14 protein-coding genes and 1 pseudogene are annotated in these 18067 nt (G+C 74.9%); 7 read left to right on the top strand and 8 right to left on the bottom strand.

The genetic code is table 11. The features are described from left to right. The 3 genes from GD880_RS12215 to pgi all read left to right on the top strand — a co-directional run bounded on the left by GD880_RS12215 (position 1) and on the right by pgi (position 4465). The gene (locus tag GD880_RS12215) at positions 1–1479 is read left to right on the top strand and encodes an ATP-binding protein (protein ID WP_152231890.1); all 1479 of its coding nucleotides are present in this window, start codon (positions 1–3) and stop codon (positions 1477–1479) included. A gap of 134 nt (positions 1480–1613) precedes the next feature. Further along, positions 1614–2657: an Rv2578c family radical SAM protein gene (locus GD880_RS12210; RefSeq protein WP_152231889.1), complete on the top strand. Its 1044-nt coding sequence runs from the start codon at positions 1614–1616 to the stop codon at positions 2655–2657. 158 nt (positions 2658–2815) lie between these two features. After that, positions 2816–4465 (top strand): glucose-6-phosphate isomerase, encoded by a 1650-nt coding sequence (pgi, locus tag GD880_RS12205; RefSeq protein ID WP_152231888.1) that lies wholly within the window; start codon positions 2816–2818, stop codon positions 4463–4465. A 138-nt stretch (positions 4466–4603) separates the two neighbouring features. Here pgi and GD880_RS12200 read toward each other — a convergent pair whose 3' ends face one another. After that, on the bottom strand, positions 4604–5017 hold the full coding sequence (locus tag GD880_RS12200) for a (R)-mandelonitrile lyase (RefSeq protein ID WP_152231887.1): 414 nt from the start codon (positions 5015–5017) through the stop codon (positions 4604–4606). A 58-nt stretch (positions 5018–5075) separates the two neighbouring features. Beyond that, positions 5076–5342: pseudogene (locus GD880_RS12195) on the bottom strand (helix-turn-helix domain-containing protein); the annotation flags it as partial. 182 nt (positions 5343–5524) lie between these two features. On the opposite strand from GD880_RS12195, the gene GD880_RS12190 reads away from it, so the two are divergent. After that, positions 5525–6547 carry a zinc-dependent alcohol dehydrogenase family protein gene (locus GD880_RS12190; protein ID WP_152231886.1) on the top strand — a complete coding sequence of 341 codons (1023 nt, stop codon included), beginning with the start codon at positions 5525–5527 and terminating at the stop codon, positions 6545–6547. 9 nt (positions 6548–6556) lie between these two features. Here the strand turns inward: GD880_RS12190 and GD880_RS12185 are convergent, their stop codons facing one another. From GD880_RS12185 to GD880_RS12170, 4 genes are all read right to left on the bottom strand, one after another. Next, positions 6557–9964: a BTAD domain-containing putative transcriptional regulator gene (locus GD880_RS12185; RefSeq protein ID WP_193314479.1), complete on the bottom strand. Its 3408-nt coding sequence runs from the start codon at positions 9962–9964 to the stop codon at positions 6557–6559. A gap of 77 nt (positions 9965–10041) precedes the next feature. Further along, positions 10042–11451 (bottom strand): FAD-binding oxidoreductase, encoded by a 1410-nt coding sequence (locus tag GD880_RS12180; RefSeq protein ID WP_152231884.1) that lies wholly within the window; start codon positions 11449–11451, stop codon positions 10042–10044. 84 nt (positions 11452–11535) lie between these two features. Then, a complete protein-coding gene (locus GD880_RS12175; RefSeq protein WP_152231883.1) occupies positions 11536–12846 on the bottom strand; it encodes an MFS transporter in 1311 nt (436 codons plus the stop codon). A 169-nt stretch (positions 12847–13015) separates the two neighbouring features. Beyond that, positions 13016–14116, bottom strand: coding sequence for a DUF4236 domain-containing protein (locus tag GD880_RS12170; protein ID WP_152231882.1), 1101 nt, complete (start codon positions 14114–14116; stop codon positions 13016–13018). A 125-nt stretch (positions 14117–14241) separates the two neighbouring features. Here GD880_RS12170 and GD880_RS12165 point away from each other — a divergent pair, with 125 nt between their 5' ends. Continuing rightward, entirely contained in the window at positions 14242–15018 is a 777-nt protein-coding gene (locus GD880_RS12165) for a hypothetical protein (protein WP_152231881.1), read from the top strand. A 111-nt stretch (positions 15019–15129) separates the two neighbouring features. On the opposite strand, the gene GD880_RS12160 is transcribed toward GD880_RS12165, so the two are convergent. Continuing rightward, the gene (locus tag GD880_RS12160; protein ID WP_152231880.1) at positions 15130–15720 is read right to left on the bottom strand and encodes a GNAT family N-acetyltransferase; all 591 of its coding nucleotides are present in this window, start codon (positions 15718–15720) and stop codon (positions 15130–15132) included. A 98-nt stretch (positions 15721–15818) separates the two neighbouring features. Then, complete coding sequence (locus tag GD880_RS12155; protein WP_152231879.1) at positions 15819–16505, bottom strand: winged helix-turn-helix transcriptional regulator; 687 nt, start codon at positions 16503–16505, stop codon at positions 15819–15821. A gap of 153 nt (positions 16506–16658) precedes the next feature. Between GD880_RS12155 and GD880_RS12150 the strand changes: the two genes are divergently transcribed. Together GD880_RS12150 and GD880_RS12145 are read left to right on the top strand one after the other, a co-directional pair. Then, a complete protein-coding gene (locus GD880_RS12150; protein WP_152231878.1) occupies positions 16659–17552 on the top strand; it encodes a class I SAM-dependent methyltransferase in 894 nt (297 codons plus the stop codon). Positions 17553–17695: 143 nt separating this feature from the next. Next, positions 17696–18055 (top strand): DUF732 domain-containing protein, encoded by a 360-nt coding sequence (locus tag GD880_RS12145; RefSeq protein WP_152231877.1) that lies wholly within the window; start codon positions 17696–17698, stop codon positions 18053–18055. The last annotated feature ends 12 nt before the right edge of the window (positions 18056–18067 follow it).

Here is an 18067-nt window from a genome sequence, read left to right as displayed (position 1 = left end):
ATGAGCGAGTCGCCCGTGCCCCTCGAGAACTTCCTCGACGCCTTCCAGCGCCTGGCCGAGGCCGCCGCCGAGCAGGCCCAGGCCCGGCGCTCGGCGGGCGCCGCGCCGCTGCTCCCGGTCCTCGAGGCCCACCTCGGCACCGACCCGCGCGGCATCGCGGTGCTCACGGAGATGCTCAGCCCGCTGCGCGTCGTGGACGCCGACGTGGCGCTCGAGCGCGTCGTCGCCGCCCACGGCGGCGGCGAGCTGATCGGCATCGGGGGCGGCGACCAGCGCTGGCACAACAGCCTCTCGGAGATCCTCCAGCTGACCACCCACGGGATGTTCCCGCTCGGCCCCGTCGACTACCACACGGCGCCGGTGGGGCCGGCGGAGGAGCGCGCCACCGTGGCGTTCGGGCTGCACCTGTTCCGCGTCATCCGCGACGGCGCCCGCCACCCGGTGGCGGTGCTCGAGCGCGCGGGCAACCCGCAGTTCGGGCAGGCACCGAAGCTCGAGGTGCTCGCCACGGCCGACGGCGTCGCCGAGGCGCTGCTGGCCGAGATTCGCACCGCCATGAACGCCCACAGCGTGCTGCGCGGGAAGGTGGTGACCTTCGCGCCGTCGGAGTACGGGTCCAGCGCGGGCGGGGTGACCTTCGTGCCGCGCCCGGACGTGGCCGCCGGCGACGTCGTGCTGCCGGCCGGTCGGCTGGAGCGGATCGAGCGCCACGTCCTCGGCATCGCCCGGCACCGCGGGGAGCTGCTCGCCGCGGGCCAGCACCTCAAGCGTGGCGTGCTGCTCTACGGCCCGCCCGGGACCGGCAAGACCCACACCGTGCGCTACCTCGTCGGCGCGGCGCGCGAGGCCACCGTCATCCTGCTGTCGGGGACGTCGCTGCAGTTCGTCCACCACGCCGCCGAGGTCGCCCGGGCGTTGCAGCCGGCGATCGTCGTGCTCGAGGACTGCGACCTCGTCGCCGAGGAGCGCAGCCACCGCACCTCCTCGCCGCTGCTGTTCGAGGTGCTCGACACCCTCGACGGCCTGGCCGCCGACGCCGACGTCGTCTTCCTGCTCACCACCAACCGGGCCGACATGCTCGAGCCGGCGCTGGCCCAGCGCCCCGGCCGGGTCGACCTGGCCGTCGAGATCCCGCTGCCCGGCGCCGAGGCCCGCCGGGCCCTCCTGGCGCTGTACGCCGCCGACCTGCCGTTCTCGCCCGCCGCGCTCGACGAGGTCGCGGCCGCGGCGGAGGGCACCACGGCGTCGTTCACCAAGGAGCTCGTGCGCCGGGCGGTGCTGCGCGCCGTCGAGCGCGGGGGCGCCGACGTCGGGGACGCGGACCTGCGCGCCGCGTTGACGGAGATGATGGACGACGGCGAGGCGCTCACCCGAGTCCTGGTCGGCGGCGCGGGGGCGGGGGAGACGGCGGGAGTGACACGGCCGACGGCGACGCCTGGCGCGGCGTCGTTCGGCTGGACGGCGCACGGGAGCGTCTAGGGGACTGGCATGGCCCTTGGGGTCGGGCCGGCACCGGCACCCGGGGCCCTCCGTGGCACTGAGGTTCGGGATCGCCTCGGAGGCGGTGCCCGGACCACTAGACACGGCGGTCGAAACTTTGTTCGAATAGGTCCGTGCGATGGGAAGCCCAGGAGCTGAAGGTCACGGACCCGGCGGCGCTGCTGCCGCTCGCCGGGCTCGTGCGGAGCATCCAGACCCCCGACTTCGCGGGGGTGACCTTCCACGAGGTGGTGTGCAAGAGCGCGCTCAACCGGGTGCCGGCGCAGTCGGCGATGCCGTTCCACTGGACGATCAACCCCACGCGCGGCTGCCTGCACCGGTGCACCTACTGCTTCGCCCGCCGCACCCACGAGTACCTCGACCTGGACGCCGGGCAGGACTTCGACACCCAGATCATCGTCAAGACCAACGTCGTCGAGGTCCTGCGCCGCGAGCTCGCCCGCCCCTCCTGGCAACGGGAGCACGTGGCGCTGGGCACCAACTCCGACCCCTACATGCGCGCCGAGGGCCGCTACAAGCTCATGCCCGGGATCATCACGGCGCTCGCGGACTCCGGCACCCCGTTCTCCATCCTCACCAAGGGCCCGCTGCTCCGGCGCGACCTCCCGCTGCTGGTCGAGGCCGCCACGCGGGTGCCGGTCTCGGTGGCCGTCTCCCTCGCGCTCATCGACCCGGACCTGCAGCAGCGGGTCGAGCCGGGCACCGCCACCCCGAAGGCGCGCCTGGAGCTGATCCGCGCCATCGCCGACGCCGGGCTGGAGTGCTCGGTGCTCGCCATGCCGATCCTGCCCTGGCTCACCGACTCCGAGGACCAGCTCGACGCCCTCTTCGGCGCGCTCGCCGGCGCCGGCGCGTCCGACGTCACCGTCGGCGCCCTGCACCTGCGCCCCGGCGCCCGGGAGTGGTTCATGGCCTGGCTCGGCCGGGAGTACCCCGCGCTCGTGCCGCGCTACCGGCGCCTGTACGGCTCGGGCTCCTACGCCCCCAAGGACTACCGCCAGTGGCTCGGCGAGCGGGCCGGCCGCGCCCGCCGGAAGCACGGCTTCGACCGGCGCGCCCCGCGGCGCTGGGCCCGGGACGCGGCGTCCGACCCGGCGCCGGCGAGCGCGCCGGCCGCCCCGGCCGCGCCGGAGCCCGCGCAGCTCGCGTTGTTCTGACGCGCGCCGGCGGGGCCGCCCACGTCCCACCCGGAGGCTCTCGACGCCGCACGTGAGCGACACATCGACAACCGTCAACGGGTGTGCGGGCGCCGGGCGGACGATCATGGCCTGAGGGACACCCGAGCCGACGGGTGCGCGCGCAGCTGAGGAGCGTCATGACCGTGACCCACCAGGACATCTCCACCACCAACCAGTGGCAGGCGCTGGCCGCCCACGCCGAGGAGCTCAAGGGCACCCACCTGCGCGACCTGTTCGGTGCCGACGCCGAGCGCGGCGCCACCTTCACGGCCGAGGCGGTCGACCTCTACGTCGACTACTCCAAGAACCTGGTCACGGACGAGACGCTGGGCCTGCTGGTGGACCTGGCCCGGGCCGCCGGCCTGCCCGAGCGCATCGAGGCGATGTTCCGCGGCGAGCACATCAACGTCACCGAGGACCGCGCCGTCCTGCACACCGCCCTGCGCGCCCCGCGCGACGCGACGCTGGTCGTCGACGGCCAGGACGTCGTCGCCGACGTCCACGAGGTCCTCGACCGGATGGCCGCCTTCGCCGCCAAGGTCCGCTCGGGGGAGTGGACCGGGCACACCGGGAAGCGGCTGACCACCATCGTCAACATCGGCATCGGCGGCTCGGACCTCGGCCCGAAGATGGCCACCATCGCCCTGCAGCCCTACGCCGACCCCGACATCACCTCGATCTTCGTCTCCAACGTGGACGGTGACGACATGGCCGCGGCGCTCAAGGGCGTCGACCCCGAGGAGACGCTGTTCATCGTCGCGTCCAAGACCTTCACCACCATCGAGACGATCACCAACGCCAAGACCGCCCGCACCTGGCTCCTCGACGCCCTGGGCGACGGCGCCGCCGTCGCCAAGCACTTCGTGGCGGTGTCCACCAACGCCGAGAAGGTCGCCGAGTTCGGCATCGACACCGCCAACATGTTCGGCTTCTGGGACTGGGTGGGCGGCCGGTACTCCTACGACTCCGCCGTCGGGCTCTCGCTGATGATCGCCGTCGGCCCGGACAACTTCCGCGCCATGCTCGCCGGCTTCCACGCCATGGACCAGCACTTCCGCACCACGCCGCTGGAGCGCAACGTCCCGGTGCTGCTCGGGCTCATCGGCGTCTGGTACCGCAACTTCCAGGGCACCGCGACCCACGCCGTCCTGCCCTACAACCAGTACCTCTCGCGGTTCCCGGCGTACCTGCAGCAGCTGGACATGGAGTCCAACGGCAAGTCCGTCACGCTCGACGGCGCACCCGTCACCTACCAGACCGGCCCGGTGGTCTGGGGCGAGCCCGGCACCAACGGCCAGCACGCCTTCTACCAGCTCATCCACCAGGGCACCCAGACCGTGCCGGCGGACTTCATCGGGTTCGTCCACCCGGCCGACGAGGTGCCCGGCCACCACGACCTGCTCACCGCGAACCTGCTCGCGCAGACCGAGGCGCTCGCGTTCGGCAAGACGCCCGAGGAGGTCCGGGCCGACGGCGTGCCCGAGGAGCTCGTGGCGCACAAGACCTTCGCCGGGAACCACCCGACGACGACGATCCTCGCGCCGAAGCTGACGCCGTCGGTGCTGGGGCAGCTCGTCGCGCTGTACGAGCACAAGGTGTTCACCCAGGGCACGGTCTGGAACATCAACTCCTTCGACCAGTGGGGCGTGGAGCTGGGCAAGGTGCTCGCGAACCGGATCACCCCCGAGCTCACCGCCGACGAGGCGCCGTCGCTCACGCACGACTCCTCGACCAACGCGCTCATCGAGCGGTACCGGGCGGCGCGCCGGGAGAGCACGGAGGGCTGACCGGCACGTGTCCCGGCGGGCGGCCGCTTCCGCCGCACACGGGTCGTGGCGCCGCGGGCGGGTGGTCTACCACGCGCCCGTGGCGCGAACCGGGGCTTGTGGCGGGAGCGGCCGCTCGGGAGCGGAGCAGCAGCCGGGTCAGTCCGCCGCGGGCGCCCCGGCGGCGTACTCCTCGTCGGTCACGGGCGCGAGCCAGTGGACGACGTCGTGCTCGGCGTCGCCTTCGTTGATGGCCAGGTGCACCATGAGCCGGTCCGGCGCCGCACCGTGCCAGTGCTCCTCGTCGGCCTCGAACAGGACCCGGTCGCCGGGACGGATGACTTCGACCGGGCCGCCGCGCCGCTGGCACAGTCCGACGCCCTCGGTGACGAAGACGGTCTGGCTCAGCGGGTGGCGGTGCCAGTGGGTCCGGGCGCCGGGCATGAAGTGCACGAGGCTCGCCTGCACCCGGGAGGGCGCCGGCGATGCCGCGATGGAGTCGATGTAGACGTCGCCGGTGAACCAGTCGGCCGGCCCCTTGGCGGTGCCGATGGAGCTGCGGGTGATCTGCATGGAGGCGTTCTCCTTCAGGTAGGGCGGGATGTTCGGCCCCCGGCTCGGCGGTGTAGATGGCCAGGTCGAGCAGGTAGGCGCGTTCGGCGGCGTCGAGCTGCAGTGCGCGGGCGACGGCCTCGAGGACGTCCTCGCAGACGCCGCCGATGTGGCCCTTCTCGAGCTGGGTGCACCACTCCGTGCTCATACCGGCCAGGACGGCGACCTCCTCGCGGCGCAGCCCGGGCACGCGCCGTCGTCCGCCGGCGCGGAGGCCGACCCGCTCGGGCGCGAGCTTGGCGCGTCGGGTGACCAGGAAGCCGCGGATGTCGGAGCGGTTGTCCACGTCTCCACGGTAGGAGCATCCTCCCGTGCCGAGGGAGGTTCTCGTTCTACCCCCTACCAACGCGACCTCCCGCGCCCGCGCGAGGGAGGGTGTCATGGAGGAGGCGCCGGGGACGTGCGACAGCCCCGTAAGCATGAAGCCCGCCCCGGCGGCCGCCACCGACAACCAGTAAGGAGCACCCCATGCGAGGAGCAGTCCTCTACGGCCCCGGCGACGTCCGCGTCGAGGAGCGCGACCGCCCGAGCCTCGTCGAGCCGACCGACGCGATCATCCGTGTGACCGCCGCGTGCGTGTGCGGGTCGGACCTGTGGCCCTTCCGCGGCATCGACACCTCGGACCGGCCGCAGCCCATGGGGCATGAGTACGTCGGCGTCGTCGAGGAGATCGGCGACGCGGTCGAGACCATCACGGTCGGCGACTTCGTCGTCGGCTCGTTCTTCGCCTCCGACAACACCTGCGAGATCTGCCGGGCCGGCTACCAGAGCCGCTGCGTGCACAACGTGCCCATGGGCATGTTCGGCTCCCAGGCCGAGCTGCTGCGGGTGCCGCTGGCCGACGGCACGCTCGTGGCCACCCCCGGCATGCCCGACCCCGACCTCGTCCCGTCCCTGCTCGCCGCCTCCGACGTCCTCGGCACCGGCTGGTTCGGCGCCGTGGCCGCCGAGGTGGGCCCCGGCAAGACGGTCGCCGTGGTGGGCGACGGCGCCGTCGGGCTGCTCGCCGTCCTCGCCGCCCGGCAGCTCGGCGCCGTGCGGATCATCGCGATGAGCCGGCACGAGCCGCGCCAGCGGCTCGCCCGGGAGTTCGGCGCCACCGACATCGTCACCGAGCGCGGCGACGCGGGGGTGGCGCGCATCAAGGAGCTCACCGGTGGCCTGGGCGCGCACTCGGTGATCGAGGCGGTCGGCACCCAGGAATCGATGATGCAGGCGATCCGGTCCACCCGCCCGGGTGGGCACGTCGGCTACGTCGGCGTCGCGCACGGCGTGGAGCTGCCCGGCCAGGAGGTCTTCTTCGCCGCGGTGCACCTGCACGGCGGCCCGGCCCCGGTGCGCCGGTTCCTGCCCGCGCTGATCCAGCTCATCTGGGACCGCACGATCGAGCCGGGCAAGGTCTTCGACCTCGAGCTCCCGCTGGAAGAGGCCGCCGTGGGCTACAAGGCCATGGACGAGCGGCGCGCCATCAAAGCGCTGCTGCGGCCCTGACAACACGGGTCAGAAGCCGTGGCGGGTCCGCTGCTCCCGCAGCAGCTGCGCGGCCAGCGGGATGCCCCACGCCGTGCACAGCTCCTCGGCGCGGTCGGCGTGCGCCGTCGCCGCAGGCAACCGCCCGGCCGCCGCCTCGGCCATCGCCAGGTACATGTCCGCCGGACCAGCCGCGTTGCCCGAGCCGGCCGAGGAACTCTGACCGGTGTGGCGCGCCAGCTTGGCGGCCGCGGCGGCGCCCAGCGCGGCGTCGCCGAGCCGGAGGGCGGCCTCGCCGGCCAGGCACCAGTCGAGCATCGAGAACCAGCACTCGTGCTCGAGGTCGACGGGGTGGGCGGACAGGTGGGCACGCGCCGCCTCCTCCTGCCCGGCCCGCAGCATCAGCACGAGCACGAAGCTGGTGACCGGGACGAAGCCACCCTCCAGTCCCAGCAGCGGGGGAAGCGCCTCGGCGCCGCGCCCCTGCCACAGCCGCAGCGTCCCCCGGGCTCGGGCGACCATGGAGGCGGCCAGCGGCCGGGAGGTGGCCCGGCGCCGGGCCTCCATGTCCGCCAGGCGCTGCTCGGCCTCGGCGAAGCGGCCCGCCAGGGTCAGCCAGGCCAGCTCGAGGTTGTCCAGCACGAGCAGCGCGTAGGGCAGCCGCAGGCGGGCGGCGTGCTCCCGGGCCCGGGCGGCCGTCGCCCACATCGGTGCCACCAGCCCCAGCTCGCCCTCGCTCACCGCCCGCAGCGTGGTCGCGATCACCAGCGAGCGCTCGTCGCCCAGCCGCGTGGCCAGCTCGACGGCCCGGCCGGAATGGTCCAGGCACTCCCGCCGGGTCGCCGGGCACCACAGGGACAGGCAGGCGATCTCGTAGGCGTCGAGCAGGAGCGGATCGTCCCCGAGGCGGCGCGCCATGGCCACCGCCCCCTCGGTCAGTCTGCGGCGCTCGGCCACCCCGGCGACGTAGTACAGCTCGTTGGCCAGGCTCAGCATCGCCTCGCAGCGGAGGCGTCCGTCCTGCGCCGGGAGCGCACGCAGCACCCGACGGAGGGTGGCCACGGTGTCGCCGTGGACCTGACCGGGGCTCGCGGACTGCCACAACGTGCCGGCCGTCGGAGCGGTGGCCGCCCGGGCGAGCAGCTCGAGGTCCCCGATCTCGTCGGCGACGGCGACAGCCCCGGCCGCCGCGTCGGTCAGCCCCGGCCAGTCCCCGGCCCACCTGCAGGCCTCGGCGAGGTCGAGGAGGACGGCGTGGCGGTCACGCGCCGTGGCGCCCCGGTCGGCTTCCTGTGCGGTGAGCGCCGCCCGGAGGAGAGTCGCGGCCTGGTCGTGGGCGTGGTAGCGGCCGGCGACGGCGGCCCCGGCCACCGCGGCGCGCCAGGCTCGGGCGGCGTGCGCGGGTCCGCTGGCCAGCCAGTGATGCGCGGCCTCGGTCTCGCGCCCGGGCAGGGTCGACAGGTGCCCGGCGACCCGGGCGTGCAGCCGTGCCCGGCGGGAGGCGGGCAGGATCGTGCAGATCGTGTCCCGCACCAGGGCGTGGGTGAAGGCGAACTGGTCGATGTCGACGTCACGGACGAGGCCGCCGGCCAGGGCCGGGTCGAGGTGGTCGAGCAGCTCGTCCTCGCTCGCGCCGACTGCCGCAGACGTGGCGGCCAGGTCGAAGCGGCGCCCGACGACCGCAGCCGCGTGCAGCGCCTGGACCGTCGCCGCGGGCAGGCGGTGCAGTCGGCGCAGCAGCACGTCGCGCACCGCCCCCGGCGGGCCGGGCTCGGTCAGCAGCGCCGTCAGGTCGCGCCGTTCGCGGGCCAGGCGGGCGTACTCCACGAGGAACAGCGGGTTGCCGGCGGTGCGGTCGTGCAGGGCGGCCGCCTGCGCCGGGGTGGGGCTGATCCCGGCCACCGCGGAGACGAGTGTCGTCGCATCGGCGGCAGTGACGCCTGCCAGCGGCAGCCGCAGGACGTCGCGGTGCGCGAGCGCGTCCACCGCCTCGTCGAGGGCCGGGACGGCGGCGCGGGGCTCGTGCCAGGTCACGACCACCAGCAGCCGCCCGCCCTCGAGCATGTCGGCGAGCAGGCGCAGCACCCGCAGGCTGGAGGCGTCGGCCACGTCCAGGTCGTCCAGCACCAGCAGCACGGTCTCGTTCGCGGCGGCGCGGAGGACAGCGGCCGCGATGGCCTCCCAGGCACGGAACGCGGCGCCCGGCTCCTTCTCACCCACATGGAGCGGTCGGTCCTCGCCCAGCCCGAGCAGCGCCGTGGCCCAGGGCCACAGCGGCGGGGCGCCGTCCCCCGAGCACCGGCCGGCCAGCAGCCGCACCTCGCGGGCACGGGCCCGGGCGGCCAGCTCGGCGCACAGCCGGGACTTACCGATGCCCTGCTCGCCGGTGATTGCACAGGCCCCGGGGTTCCCCGCGGCGGCGGCGTCCAGGAGACCGGCCAGCGCGGCCAGCTCGGCGTCCCGGCCGACCAGCGGCCACGGCGGCAGGCGGGGTCCCGGCGCGGCAGGTGCGCAACAGAGGGTTGTCCCGGTCCCGGTCCCGGTCCCGGCCCCGGCCCCGGACCGGGGTGCCGGCGCGCCGAGCGGCGATCCGCTCCGCGCCAGGTCAGGGGTCTGGCGCGAGATGCTCCACTCCAGGGCGGGATCCTGGCGCAGGATGCCGGTGGTCAGGGCCCGCAGCTCGGGGCCGGGTTCGAGCCCGAGCTCACCCCTGAGCACGTCGCGCACGCGGCGCAGCACCGCCAGGGCCTCGGCCTGGCGGCCGGTGCGCGTGAGGGCCACCGCCCGCAGCGCCCAGAGACGCTCCCGCCACGGATGGACGCCGGTGAGCGCCTCCAGCTCGGCCGCGACGGCGCCCTCCTGCCCGAGGACGAGGCGGGCCAGGGCGAGATCCTCCACCGCGAGCAGCCGCAGCTCCTCCAGCCGGGCCCGCTCGGCCCGCGCCGGCTCGGCGTCCTGCAGCTCGAGGTAGGGGGTGCCGCGCCAGAGCGCCATGGCCGCCGCGAGTCGTTGGGCGGCCTCGGCAAGCGTGGCGGCGTCGGGGGCGGCGGCGGGTGCTCGGCCCTGGCCGAGAGGCGCCAGGGGCGCGAGCGCCTGGTGGACGGCGGCAACGTCCCGGTCGAAGATCGCCGCGTCGACCTCGTCGGCGCGCAGCCGCAGGGCGTAGCCCGGCTCGACGGTGACGAGCACGCCGGCCGGGGCCCGGGCGGGGCGAGCGGGCTCCAGCCTCCGGCGGAGCCCAGCGACGTAGACCTGGAGCGCGCCGACCGCCCGGGCGGGCGGCCGGTCACCCCACAGCAGGTCGACGAGGGTGTGGACCGGAACGGGACGGCCGAGATGCAGCGTCAACGCTGCCAGGAGGGCGCGCTGCTTCCGGGGGCCCAGATCCACCGCGCTGTCGAGGCGGGCCTCCACCGGGCCGAGCACATCGACCCTCACGCCTGACGAGGGTACGAGCCCGCGCGCCCGCCCGCCGCCCCCGCCGCGGGGGGCCGGCGCCTGCGAGGGGAGGCGGCTCAGCCCACCGGCGCCGCCTCCCTGCCGATCGGATGGTTGGCCACGAACAGGCCGCCCGGGTCGACAGTCGCCCGGATCGCCGTCAGCCGCGACCAGACCTCCTCGGGGAAGAAGGTGCGCGGATCGACGTCGGCGCGCTCGGTGAAGTTCAGGTAGTGCCGGCCGTTCGCCCACGGCGCCAGCGCGGTGACGAGCGCCCGGGCGTCGGCCTCGCCGGCCGCCCGCGCCTGCGGGGTCGGCACGATCGCCACCCCCAGGACGGAGAAGTCGCCGTCGAGCCGGTCGAGGGCGCCACCTCCCTCGGCGGGCCGGACGAGCGCGCCGCCGAGCTGGCGCAGTTCGCCGAAGAACAGCGTGGACCGCGTGCCCACCCCCAGCTCCGCGACGAAGGCGTCCACCGCCGCGTCGGGGAACGCGGCGAGCAGCGCCCCGTTGGTGACGGCCGGCGTGGGCGGCTCCGGGTCCATGTGGATGCGGGTGATGGCCGGCGTGGGCACGCGCGCGAAGGTGTCGACCTCCGGGCGCTGGGCGCGCAGCTCGGCGAGGATCTCGGCCGCCCGGTCGTCATCGGCCAGGATGGCGCCGTCGATCACGGCGATGTGCCGCCCGCGCACCACCTCGGGGATGTCCGGCAGCGGGGGAAGGTTCAGGATGCGGAAGGCCGTGGTGATGGCCTCGGGGGCAGCGGGTGCCCACCGCGCCCACGTGCGCAGCACCCGCTCGGCGTCGGCGACGTCCCACAGCAGGAGGCCGGCGTAGGCGGTGGAGAAGTCGTAGAGGCGGAACTCCAAGGCGGTGACCACACCGAAGCTGCCGCCGCCGCCGCGCAGCGCCCAGAACAGGTCGGGGTTCTCGGTGTGGCTGGCGCGGACCAGCTCGCCGTCGGCGGTGATCAGCTCGACGCCGGTGAGGCTGTTGGTGGCCAGGCCGAGCTGACGGGCGTACCAGCTGGCCCCGCCGCCAAGGGAGTATCCCGCGATCCCGACGTTGGGGGAGGAGCCGTGCAGGGCGGCCAGGCCGTGCTCGGCCGCCGCCGTGACGGCCGGCTCCCACACCACGCCGGAGCCCACCCGGGCGCGACGGTTGGCCGCGTCGATGGTCACCTCGTCCAGGGCGCCGGTGCGGACGAGGACGACGTCGTCCAGGCCGCGGCCGGGGAGCGGGCTGGCGCTGTGACCGGTGGACTGCGGGGCCACCCGCAGGCCGGCCGCGGCCGCGGCCTTGACGACGGCCGCCACCTCGGCCGGGGTGGTCGGCGTGGCGACCGCCGCGGGGCGCTGGTCCGTCGCGGCCATCCACGCCGCGCGCGCGGCGTCGTACCCGGGCTCATCGGGCAGGAAGATCGGGCCGGTGCCGGGCTCGCGGAGCGAGCCGACGGCTGTGCTGCGTGCGTCCGGGCTCAAGGACATGGAAGGCACCCCCATCTCACGGCTGTGGTCCTGCCGGACCACTCTGCGCCGCGCTGCTTGGCGGGGACTTAGGGGTGGCTTAAGTCAGTCCGCGAAGGTGGGTTCCGGGATGGTCCGGTCGAGCGGGTGGTCGACCTCGTCCCGGCTCATGCGCGCGAACACCCACGCGGCGACGCCGAACAGCACCGGCACGAGCGAGGCCACCACGAACACCGGTCCCAGCCCGAACGCCTCGCCCACCGGCCCGGCCAGCGCCATCGACACCGGCATGAGCACCAGGGAGACGAAGAAGTCCAGGCTCGACACGCGCCCGAGCAGCGCCGGGGGCACCCGCCGCTGCAGCAGCGTGCCCCAGATGACGTTGCCCATCCCGCTGGTCACGCCGACGACGAACACCGCCGCCACCATCACCCACAGCCGGCTGGTCAGGCCCACCAGGGCCAGCGGCACGCTGCCCACGCTCCACGAGAACACCAGCACGGTCAGGTACCGGCGCGGCAGGCGCCAGGAGGCGACGGCGAGGGAGCCGATCGCGCTGCCGATGCCGAACGCCGCGAGCACCAGGGCGAACTCGCCGGGCCCGCCGCCGGCGTGGTCGCGCACCGCGAAGGGCAGCAGCACGTCGATCGGGCCCATCATCAGCAGCACCCAGCCGCACGCGAACAGCAGCGTGCCGAGCAGCCAGGGCGTGCGGGCCATGTAGGCGAAGCCCTCGCGCAGGTCGCCGACCATCGCCCGCATCGGGTGGGTCTTCCCGCCGGCCGGCCTCCGAGGCGTCGCCTCGACCCGCAGCAGGCTGAGGCCGACGACGGCGAGCACCTGCGAGCCCGCGACCGCCACCAGGGCGAAGCCGGGGGAGCCGGCGGCGAGCGCGGCGCTGGCCAGGGCCGGGCCGGCGGCCTGCATGAGCGCCGGGCGCATCATGCCCTCGACGCCGTTGGCGGCCAGGAGCTGGTCGGTCGGCAGGATGGTCGGCAGCATCGCGGTGAAGGCCGGGTAGAAGAACCCGTCGGTCGCGCCCACGACGACGGAGAGCACCACCATGTGCCACAGCTCCAGGTGGCCGGTGAGCGAGAGCCAGGCGGTCGTGCCGATGAGCACGGCCTTGATCGCCTCGACGCCGAGGAGGATCCATCGCTGCGGCACCCGGTCGGCGAGCACGCCGCCGAACAGCACCGCCACCACGGCGCCGAGCGCCGCGCCGGTGGCCACCTGGGACAGCTGGACCGGACCGCCGCCGAGCGCGATGACCTGCCAGACCACGGCGACGAGCCACATGCCGGTGCCCAGCAGCGAGAGCGTCAGGGCGCCGATGAGGGTGCGGTACGCGGGGACGCCGAACGGGCGCAGCGCGCGGGGGAGCTCCCGCCGGCGCGGCGTCTGGGCCTGGGACATGATGCTTCTTTCGTGCGCGCGCCGCGCGGGCGCGTGATCCGGGGGAACCACCAGGGTGCGGCCCGGGCGGTTCGCCCGTCCATGGAATTTTCGGCGACGGCGCCGCCCGCGCCCGGGGCGGGCGAGCCGCGGGGGTGACCTACGGCTGATCGAGCAGCTCGCCCTGGACCTACGGCTGGTCGAGCAGCTCGCCGATGTCGACGGCGGCCAGCAGCGTGGCGAGGTCCTCGTGCCTGCTCGTGTCGATGGCCCCCAGCGCCTTCGTCGCGCCCTCCCTGATGACGAGCTCGTCGGAGGTGTCGGTGACGATGGTCGGCGAGTCGGCGGTAGCCCACTGGACGCCGTCGAGCGCCGCACGCCGGAAGTGCGCGGCCAGGACGACCTCGGTGCGCGGGCGGCCGTAGGCGTCGTCGCCGGTCACCCGGACGGCCGCGACCCGCGCCCCGGCCAGGGCGGGCGCCACCGCGAAGGCCTCCTTGACCGTCACGAGCACGTGCCCGCACACCACCACCTTGTAGAAGTCGGCGGCCTCCCGCTTGGTCAGCTTCTTCAGCGAGAGGTTGCCGGCCGGCGTGGTCGTGGGCCTGCGCTCGGGGACGGCCGCGGTGTCGGGCACCAGCACGAGCAGCGACACCTCGTCGTCGGCGACGCCGACGGCGGCCGCGGCGGCCTCGTTGTCCTCGAACGCCTCGGCGAGGGTGGCCAGCACGACGTCGGGATCGTTCCTCAGGAGGCGCTGCCAGAGGGCATCGAGCTCGCGCTGCTGGGTCTGGCGCTGCTCGGCTCGCTGCCGCTCGAGGGAGACCGCCTCGTGGTCGGCCGCCGCCTCGGCGGCGGCCGTGGCCTGCCTGCGTGCGGCGCGCGCGAACCAGCTGATGCCCTTGGTCGCGGCCTTCCGGTGCCGCCGGCGCAGAGCCTCGCGATCCACCGGCGGCGGGGCCGGCGCGACCGGCGGCTCGGCCGCGGCGAAGTGGGGCCGGTGCAGGTCGCTGATGGCCTGGAACGCGGCCAGCAGCTCACGGGCCTGCTGGGCCTTCTGCGCCGCCGCGAGCGACCGTGTCGCCGTCGTCGTGGAGGTTCGAGGCGACCTCGACCTGGTGGAACCACCTCCGAGCGACGTGTAGAACCCGACGGGGCCGGCACCGGTGGAGAATCCGGTCCGGCCGGCGCCGACGTGGATGCGTGCGGCGCGCGGACCGATGCTCGTGCGGACGCCACGGCTCGAGGCGCGCACCCGGACACCGGGAGCGATTCTGATCGAGAAGCCCATGTCCGAAAAGTACGCCCGAGTGGCGCTCGTGGTGACGGCGTCGCTCATCGGCAACTCGGGGACACGGCGAACCGGCACCGGCATTGTTGGTGCATGGGGGCGCCCGGGCGGATGAGGAGCGAGTCATGTCACTGATGGGGGAACGGACCCTGACCCGTGAGAGGGACGCGGCTCCGCTGTCGTTCGCGCGGACCCTCGCCGCGGGCGCGATCGGTGGCGGGCTCGTCGGTCTCCTCTTCGGTGGTGTGCTGGGGCGGCTGGTCATGCGGCTCCTCGCGGTGACGTCGCCGGCGTCGGTGCAGGGGCGGCTGACCGACGACATCCAACCGGTGGGCCAGGTCTCGTTCGGCGGCACGCTGCAGCTGTGCGTCACCACCGTGGCGCTCGGCGCGATCGCGGGTCTGGTCTACCTGTGGGTCCGGCGGGTGCTGCCGCGCTCGCGGCGGGCCCGGTCGGGGCTTTTCGCCTTGTTCACCGGCAGCATCGGCGGCGCGTTCCTCGTGCACGACCACCCGTCGTTCGACTACTCGGTGCTGCGCCCGGAGTGGCTCGCCGTCGCCTCCTTCGTCGCCATCCCCACCCTGTTCGGACTCCTCGCCCCGCGGGTGATCGACCGGCTGGAAGCGCCCGGCGGCTGGGCGCGGCGCGGGCCCGCCTGGCTGGTGATCGGGGCAGCGGTCGCCGTGCTGAACCTTGCCCTCGTCGTCGTCGCGCTCCCTGCGGCGGCCGCGTTCGGTATCGGCCTCTCGGCCCCGGCCTTTCGGCTCTGGCACAGCTACGCCGTCACCGTGGCGGGCAGGGTCCTGTTCGTCCTCATGGTCGTGTGGGGGTTCTACGGGATCGCCGCGGACGTCGTCTCGATCGCGACGAACACGCCGTCGCCGGCGCCGTTCCACCCCTGACTGGCCCGCCGCGGCGGCGAACTCCGGCCCGTGCGCCGCCCCGGCACCGACCGTCTGACCGGTGCGCCACGGCGGCGGCGGTGACGTCGGCGACGGGCCGCGCCGGAGTGATCAGCGCCGCCGGCGCCACTCGTCGGCCAGCAGGGCGTAGCCCATGCCGTCGACCCACCCCTCGGACCGGTGCAGGGACTCCCGGACGGTGTACAGCTCCCGGCGCATGCCGACGCGCTCCATCAGCCGCCACGACGGCTCGTTGGGGGCGAAGCAGTTGGCCGTCACCCGCCGCAGCGCCAGGTCCTCGAAGCAGAGCCGCAGCAGCTCGCGCACGGCCTCGGTGGCGTACCCGCGGCCGGCGTGCTCCGGGTGGAAGGCCCAGCCCAGCTCGGCCTGCACGCCCCGGGCCTGCTCGGCCACCTCGACCTGGGCCCAGGCGTCCTCGACGGCGACCATGAGGTCCCCGACGACGTCGTCGTCCCGCTCCACGACGAGCGTCTTGGCCAGGGCCGCCGGCGTCGCGAAGTGCCCGCGGTAGTCCGCCAGGGTGAGCGGGGCGCGGGAGAGCCAGCGGTGCACCGGCTCGAGCCGGCGGTACGCCCACGTCGTGACGGCGTCGTCGGGCGTCGCCGGCCGGATCAGCAGGCGGTCGGTGAGCAGGGGCCACGCGACGGACGCGAGCGGGGACCTCTCGCTGGTTTCGGCCATGTGGCACAGCATCGCAGGCCCGCCCGGGTGGATCAGCGGCCACCGCGCCGGCGTGGTCACGCCTGACGTCAGATCCCGATCAGGGCCAGCGCCGCGGGTCACCCGCCGGTCGCCGTCAGGCGCGGGACGGCGGCGAAGCTGCCCTGCCCCACCCACTCGGGTACCTGACGTCGGACCGCCGGCGCGGCGTCGACGCGGACGGTGTCCGTGCGCAGCGCCGCGGGCCAGGAGAGGTCGCCGCGCCAGAGCCGGGTGAGGTCCCGCAGGCTGGTCCGGACGGTCGCGGCGACGTCGTAGCCCGGGTCGACGTCGCACAGGTCGACGGCGCCCTCGGCCACGACGAGCCACCACCGGGCGCCGCGGGACTCGACGCCGTCGAGGTGGAACGCCATGACCGTGCGGGCCCGCGGCCACCGCTCGACGGGCACGGTGCGGCGGATGTCCCACATGAGCAGGTGGGGGTCGAGGTCCTCGTCGCCCAGCTCGCCGATCCACCGCATGCCCCAGTTGCCGAGCGCCTCGACGACCCCGGACAGCTCCCGGCCGGCCGCCGTGAGGTGGTAGCGCGCGTGGCCGTCCGCCTCACGACGGGTCACCACCCCCGCCCGCTCGAGCGTCCGCAGGCGCTTGGAGAGCAGGGCCGGCGACATCCGCGGGAGGCCGCGGCGCAGGTCGTTGAAGCGGGTGCTGCCGGACAGCAGCTCCCGGATCACCAGCAGCGTCCACCGCTCGTCGAGGACCTCCATGGCCTTCGCGACCGGGCAGAACTGGCCGTACGTCGTCATCTCCACCTCCGGGCGGGCACCCCTAGTACACCCCCGACCGGTCCGGTGCACCAGTACAGATCTTGTACCGCGGTCGGTACAGAGCCGGCACTGGAGGCGCCGCGTCCGGGGCCCGACGCTGGAGCTCTCCCCACGACAAGAAGGAGCTCTCCCATGAGCCAGCTCACCGCTGACGACACCGACCGGGCGCTGAAGGCCAAGCACGCCGCCATGTGGGCGCTCGGCGACTACCCGTCCGTCGCGACCGAGGTCATCCCGCAGCTGGGCCAGGCCCTGGTCGACGCCGCCGGGGTGCGGCCCGGCGACCGGGTGCTCGACGTCGCCGCCGGCAGCGGCAACGCCGCCCTCCCCGCCGCCCGCACGGGCGCCGAGGTGGTGGCCACCGACCTGACGCCCGAGCTTCTCGCCGCCGGCCGGCACCAGGCGGAGCGCGAGGGCCTCGCTCTCGCGTGGCGGCAGGCCGACGCCGAGGCGCTGCCGTTCCCCGACGCCTCCTTCGACGTCGCCCTCTCGTGCGTGGGCGTCATGTTCGCCCCGCACCACCAGCGGGTCGCGGACGAGCTGGTCCGGGTGGTCCGGCCCGGTGGCACGATCGCGCTCGCGTCCTGGACCCCCGCGGGCTTCATCGGCCAGATGTTCGCCACCATGAAGCCCTACGCCCCGCCGCCCCCGCCGGGGGCGCAGCCGCCGCCGCTGTGGGGCGACGAGGACCACGTGCGTGAGCTCCTCGCCGGGCGGGCCAGCACCGTCGTCAGCGAGCGGCGTGGCCTGCTCGTGGACCGCTTCGCCGCGCCCGAGGAGTTCCGCGAGTACTTCAAGGCGCGGTACGGCCCCACGATCGCGGTCTACCGCGCGCTCGACGAGGAGCGGTCGGCGCAGCTGGACGGCGCCCTCGACGAGCTCGCCCGCCGGTTCGGCCTGGGCGACGGCGCGTCCCCGTCCGCCACGGGCGCCGGGGTGACGGACGCCGACGGCGCGGGCGCTCATGCGATGGAGTGGGAGTACCTCCTGGTCACGGCAACGGTCCTCGGAGGCCGCAGGGAGTGACGGGCGGCGTCGTGCAGCAGCTGCCGATGGCGCCGTGCACCAGCTGTCGGTGGCGCCGTGCACACGCCGGCGGCAGAGGCGCAGGCGCGTGAGCGAGCCGTCCGCGCGATGATGGTGACACCGGGCGATGGCACCATCGGACCGTGAGCAGAAGTGACGCGCGCCGGCGCTCCCGCCGCGCGGGCGTCCTCTCGCTCACGACGGTGCTCGCGCTGGCCGCGTGCGCCGCCGTCGCGGCCCAGGCGGCCCCGACCCTGCTCCCGCCGTCGGAGGAGCGCTTCCCCGGGCAGGTCCGGCGGATCGCCTCCGGGACGAGCGCCGAGGACCAACCGGACCAAGAGCTGGTCGCCTCCGGCCAGCGGTTGTGCGCCGAGCTCGACGCCGGGGCCACGGCGGCGTCCTTCGCCGCGGCCGCCGACACCTACGACGTCGACCAGGCCGTGTTCGACCGGCTGCTCGAGACCTCGGTGGCGACCTTCTGCCCCGAGCACGCCGGCTTCTGAACGTCCCCGGCG

The organism is Georgenia ruanii (assembly GCF_009193175.1).
Taxonomy (GTDB): Bacteria; Actinomycetota; Actinomycetes; order Actinomycetales; family Actinomycetaceae; genus Georgenia; species Georgenia ruanii.
Note: the sequence above shows the minus strand (reverse complement) of the source record. Positions and strands in the feature narration are given on the sequence as shown.

What these genes read in the sequence shown, in the direction of transcription:
- GD880_RS12215 (WP_152231890.1), top strand. Translation starts at nt 1, where the DNA reads ATGAGCGAGTCGCCCGTGCCCCTCGAGAACTTCCTCGACGCCTTCCAG.
- pgi (WP_152231888.1), top strand. Translation starts at nt 2,816, where the DNA reads ATGACCGTGACCCACCAGGACATCTCCACCACCAACCAGTGGCAGGCG.
- GD880_RS12200 (WP_152231887.1), bottom strand. Translation starts at nt 5,017, where the DNA reads ATGCAGATCACCCGCAGCTCCATCGGCACCGCCAAGGGGCCGGCCGAC.
- GD880_RS12190 (WP_152231886.1), top strand. Translation starts at nt 5,525, where the DNA reads ATGCGAGGAGCAGTCCTCTACGGCCCCGGCGACGTCCGCGTCGAGGAG.
- GD880_RS12180 (WP_152231884.1), bottom strand. Translation starts at nt 11,451, where the DNA reads ATGTCCTTGAGCCCGGACGCACGCAGCACAGCCGTCGGCTCGCTCCGC.
- GD880_RS12175 (WP_152231883.1), bottom strand. Translation starts at nt 12,846, where the DNA reads ATGTCCCAGGCCCAGACGCCGCGCCGGCGGGAGCTCCCCCGCGCGCTG.
- GD880_RS12170 (WP_152231882.1), bottom strand. Translation starts at nt 14,116, where the DNA reads ATGGGCTTCTCGATCAGAATCGCTCCCGGTGTCCGGGTGCGCGCCTCG.
- GD880_RS12165 (WP_152231881.1), top strand. Translation starts at nt 14,242, where the DNA reads ATGTCACTGATGGGGGAACGGACCCTGACCCGTGAGAGGGACGCGGCT.
- GD880_RS12160 (WP_152231880.1), bottom strand. Translation starts at nt 15,720, where the DNA reads ATGGCCGAAACCAGCGAGAGGTCCCCGCTCGCGTCCGTCGCGTGGCCC.
- GD880_RS12155 (WP_152231879.1), bottom strand. Translation starts at nt 16,505, where the DNA reads ATGACGACGTACGGCCAGTTCTGCCCGGTCGCGAAGGCCATGGAGGTC.
- GD880_RS12150 (WP_152231878.1), top strand. Translation starts at nt 16,659, where the DNA reads ATGAGCCAGCTCACCGCTGACGACACCGACCGGGCGCTGAAGGCCAAG.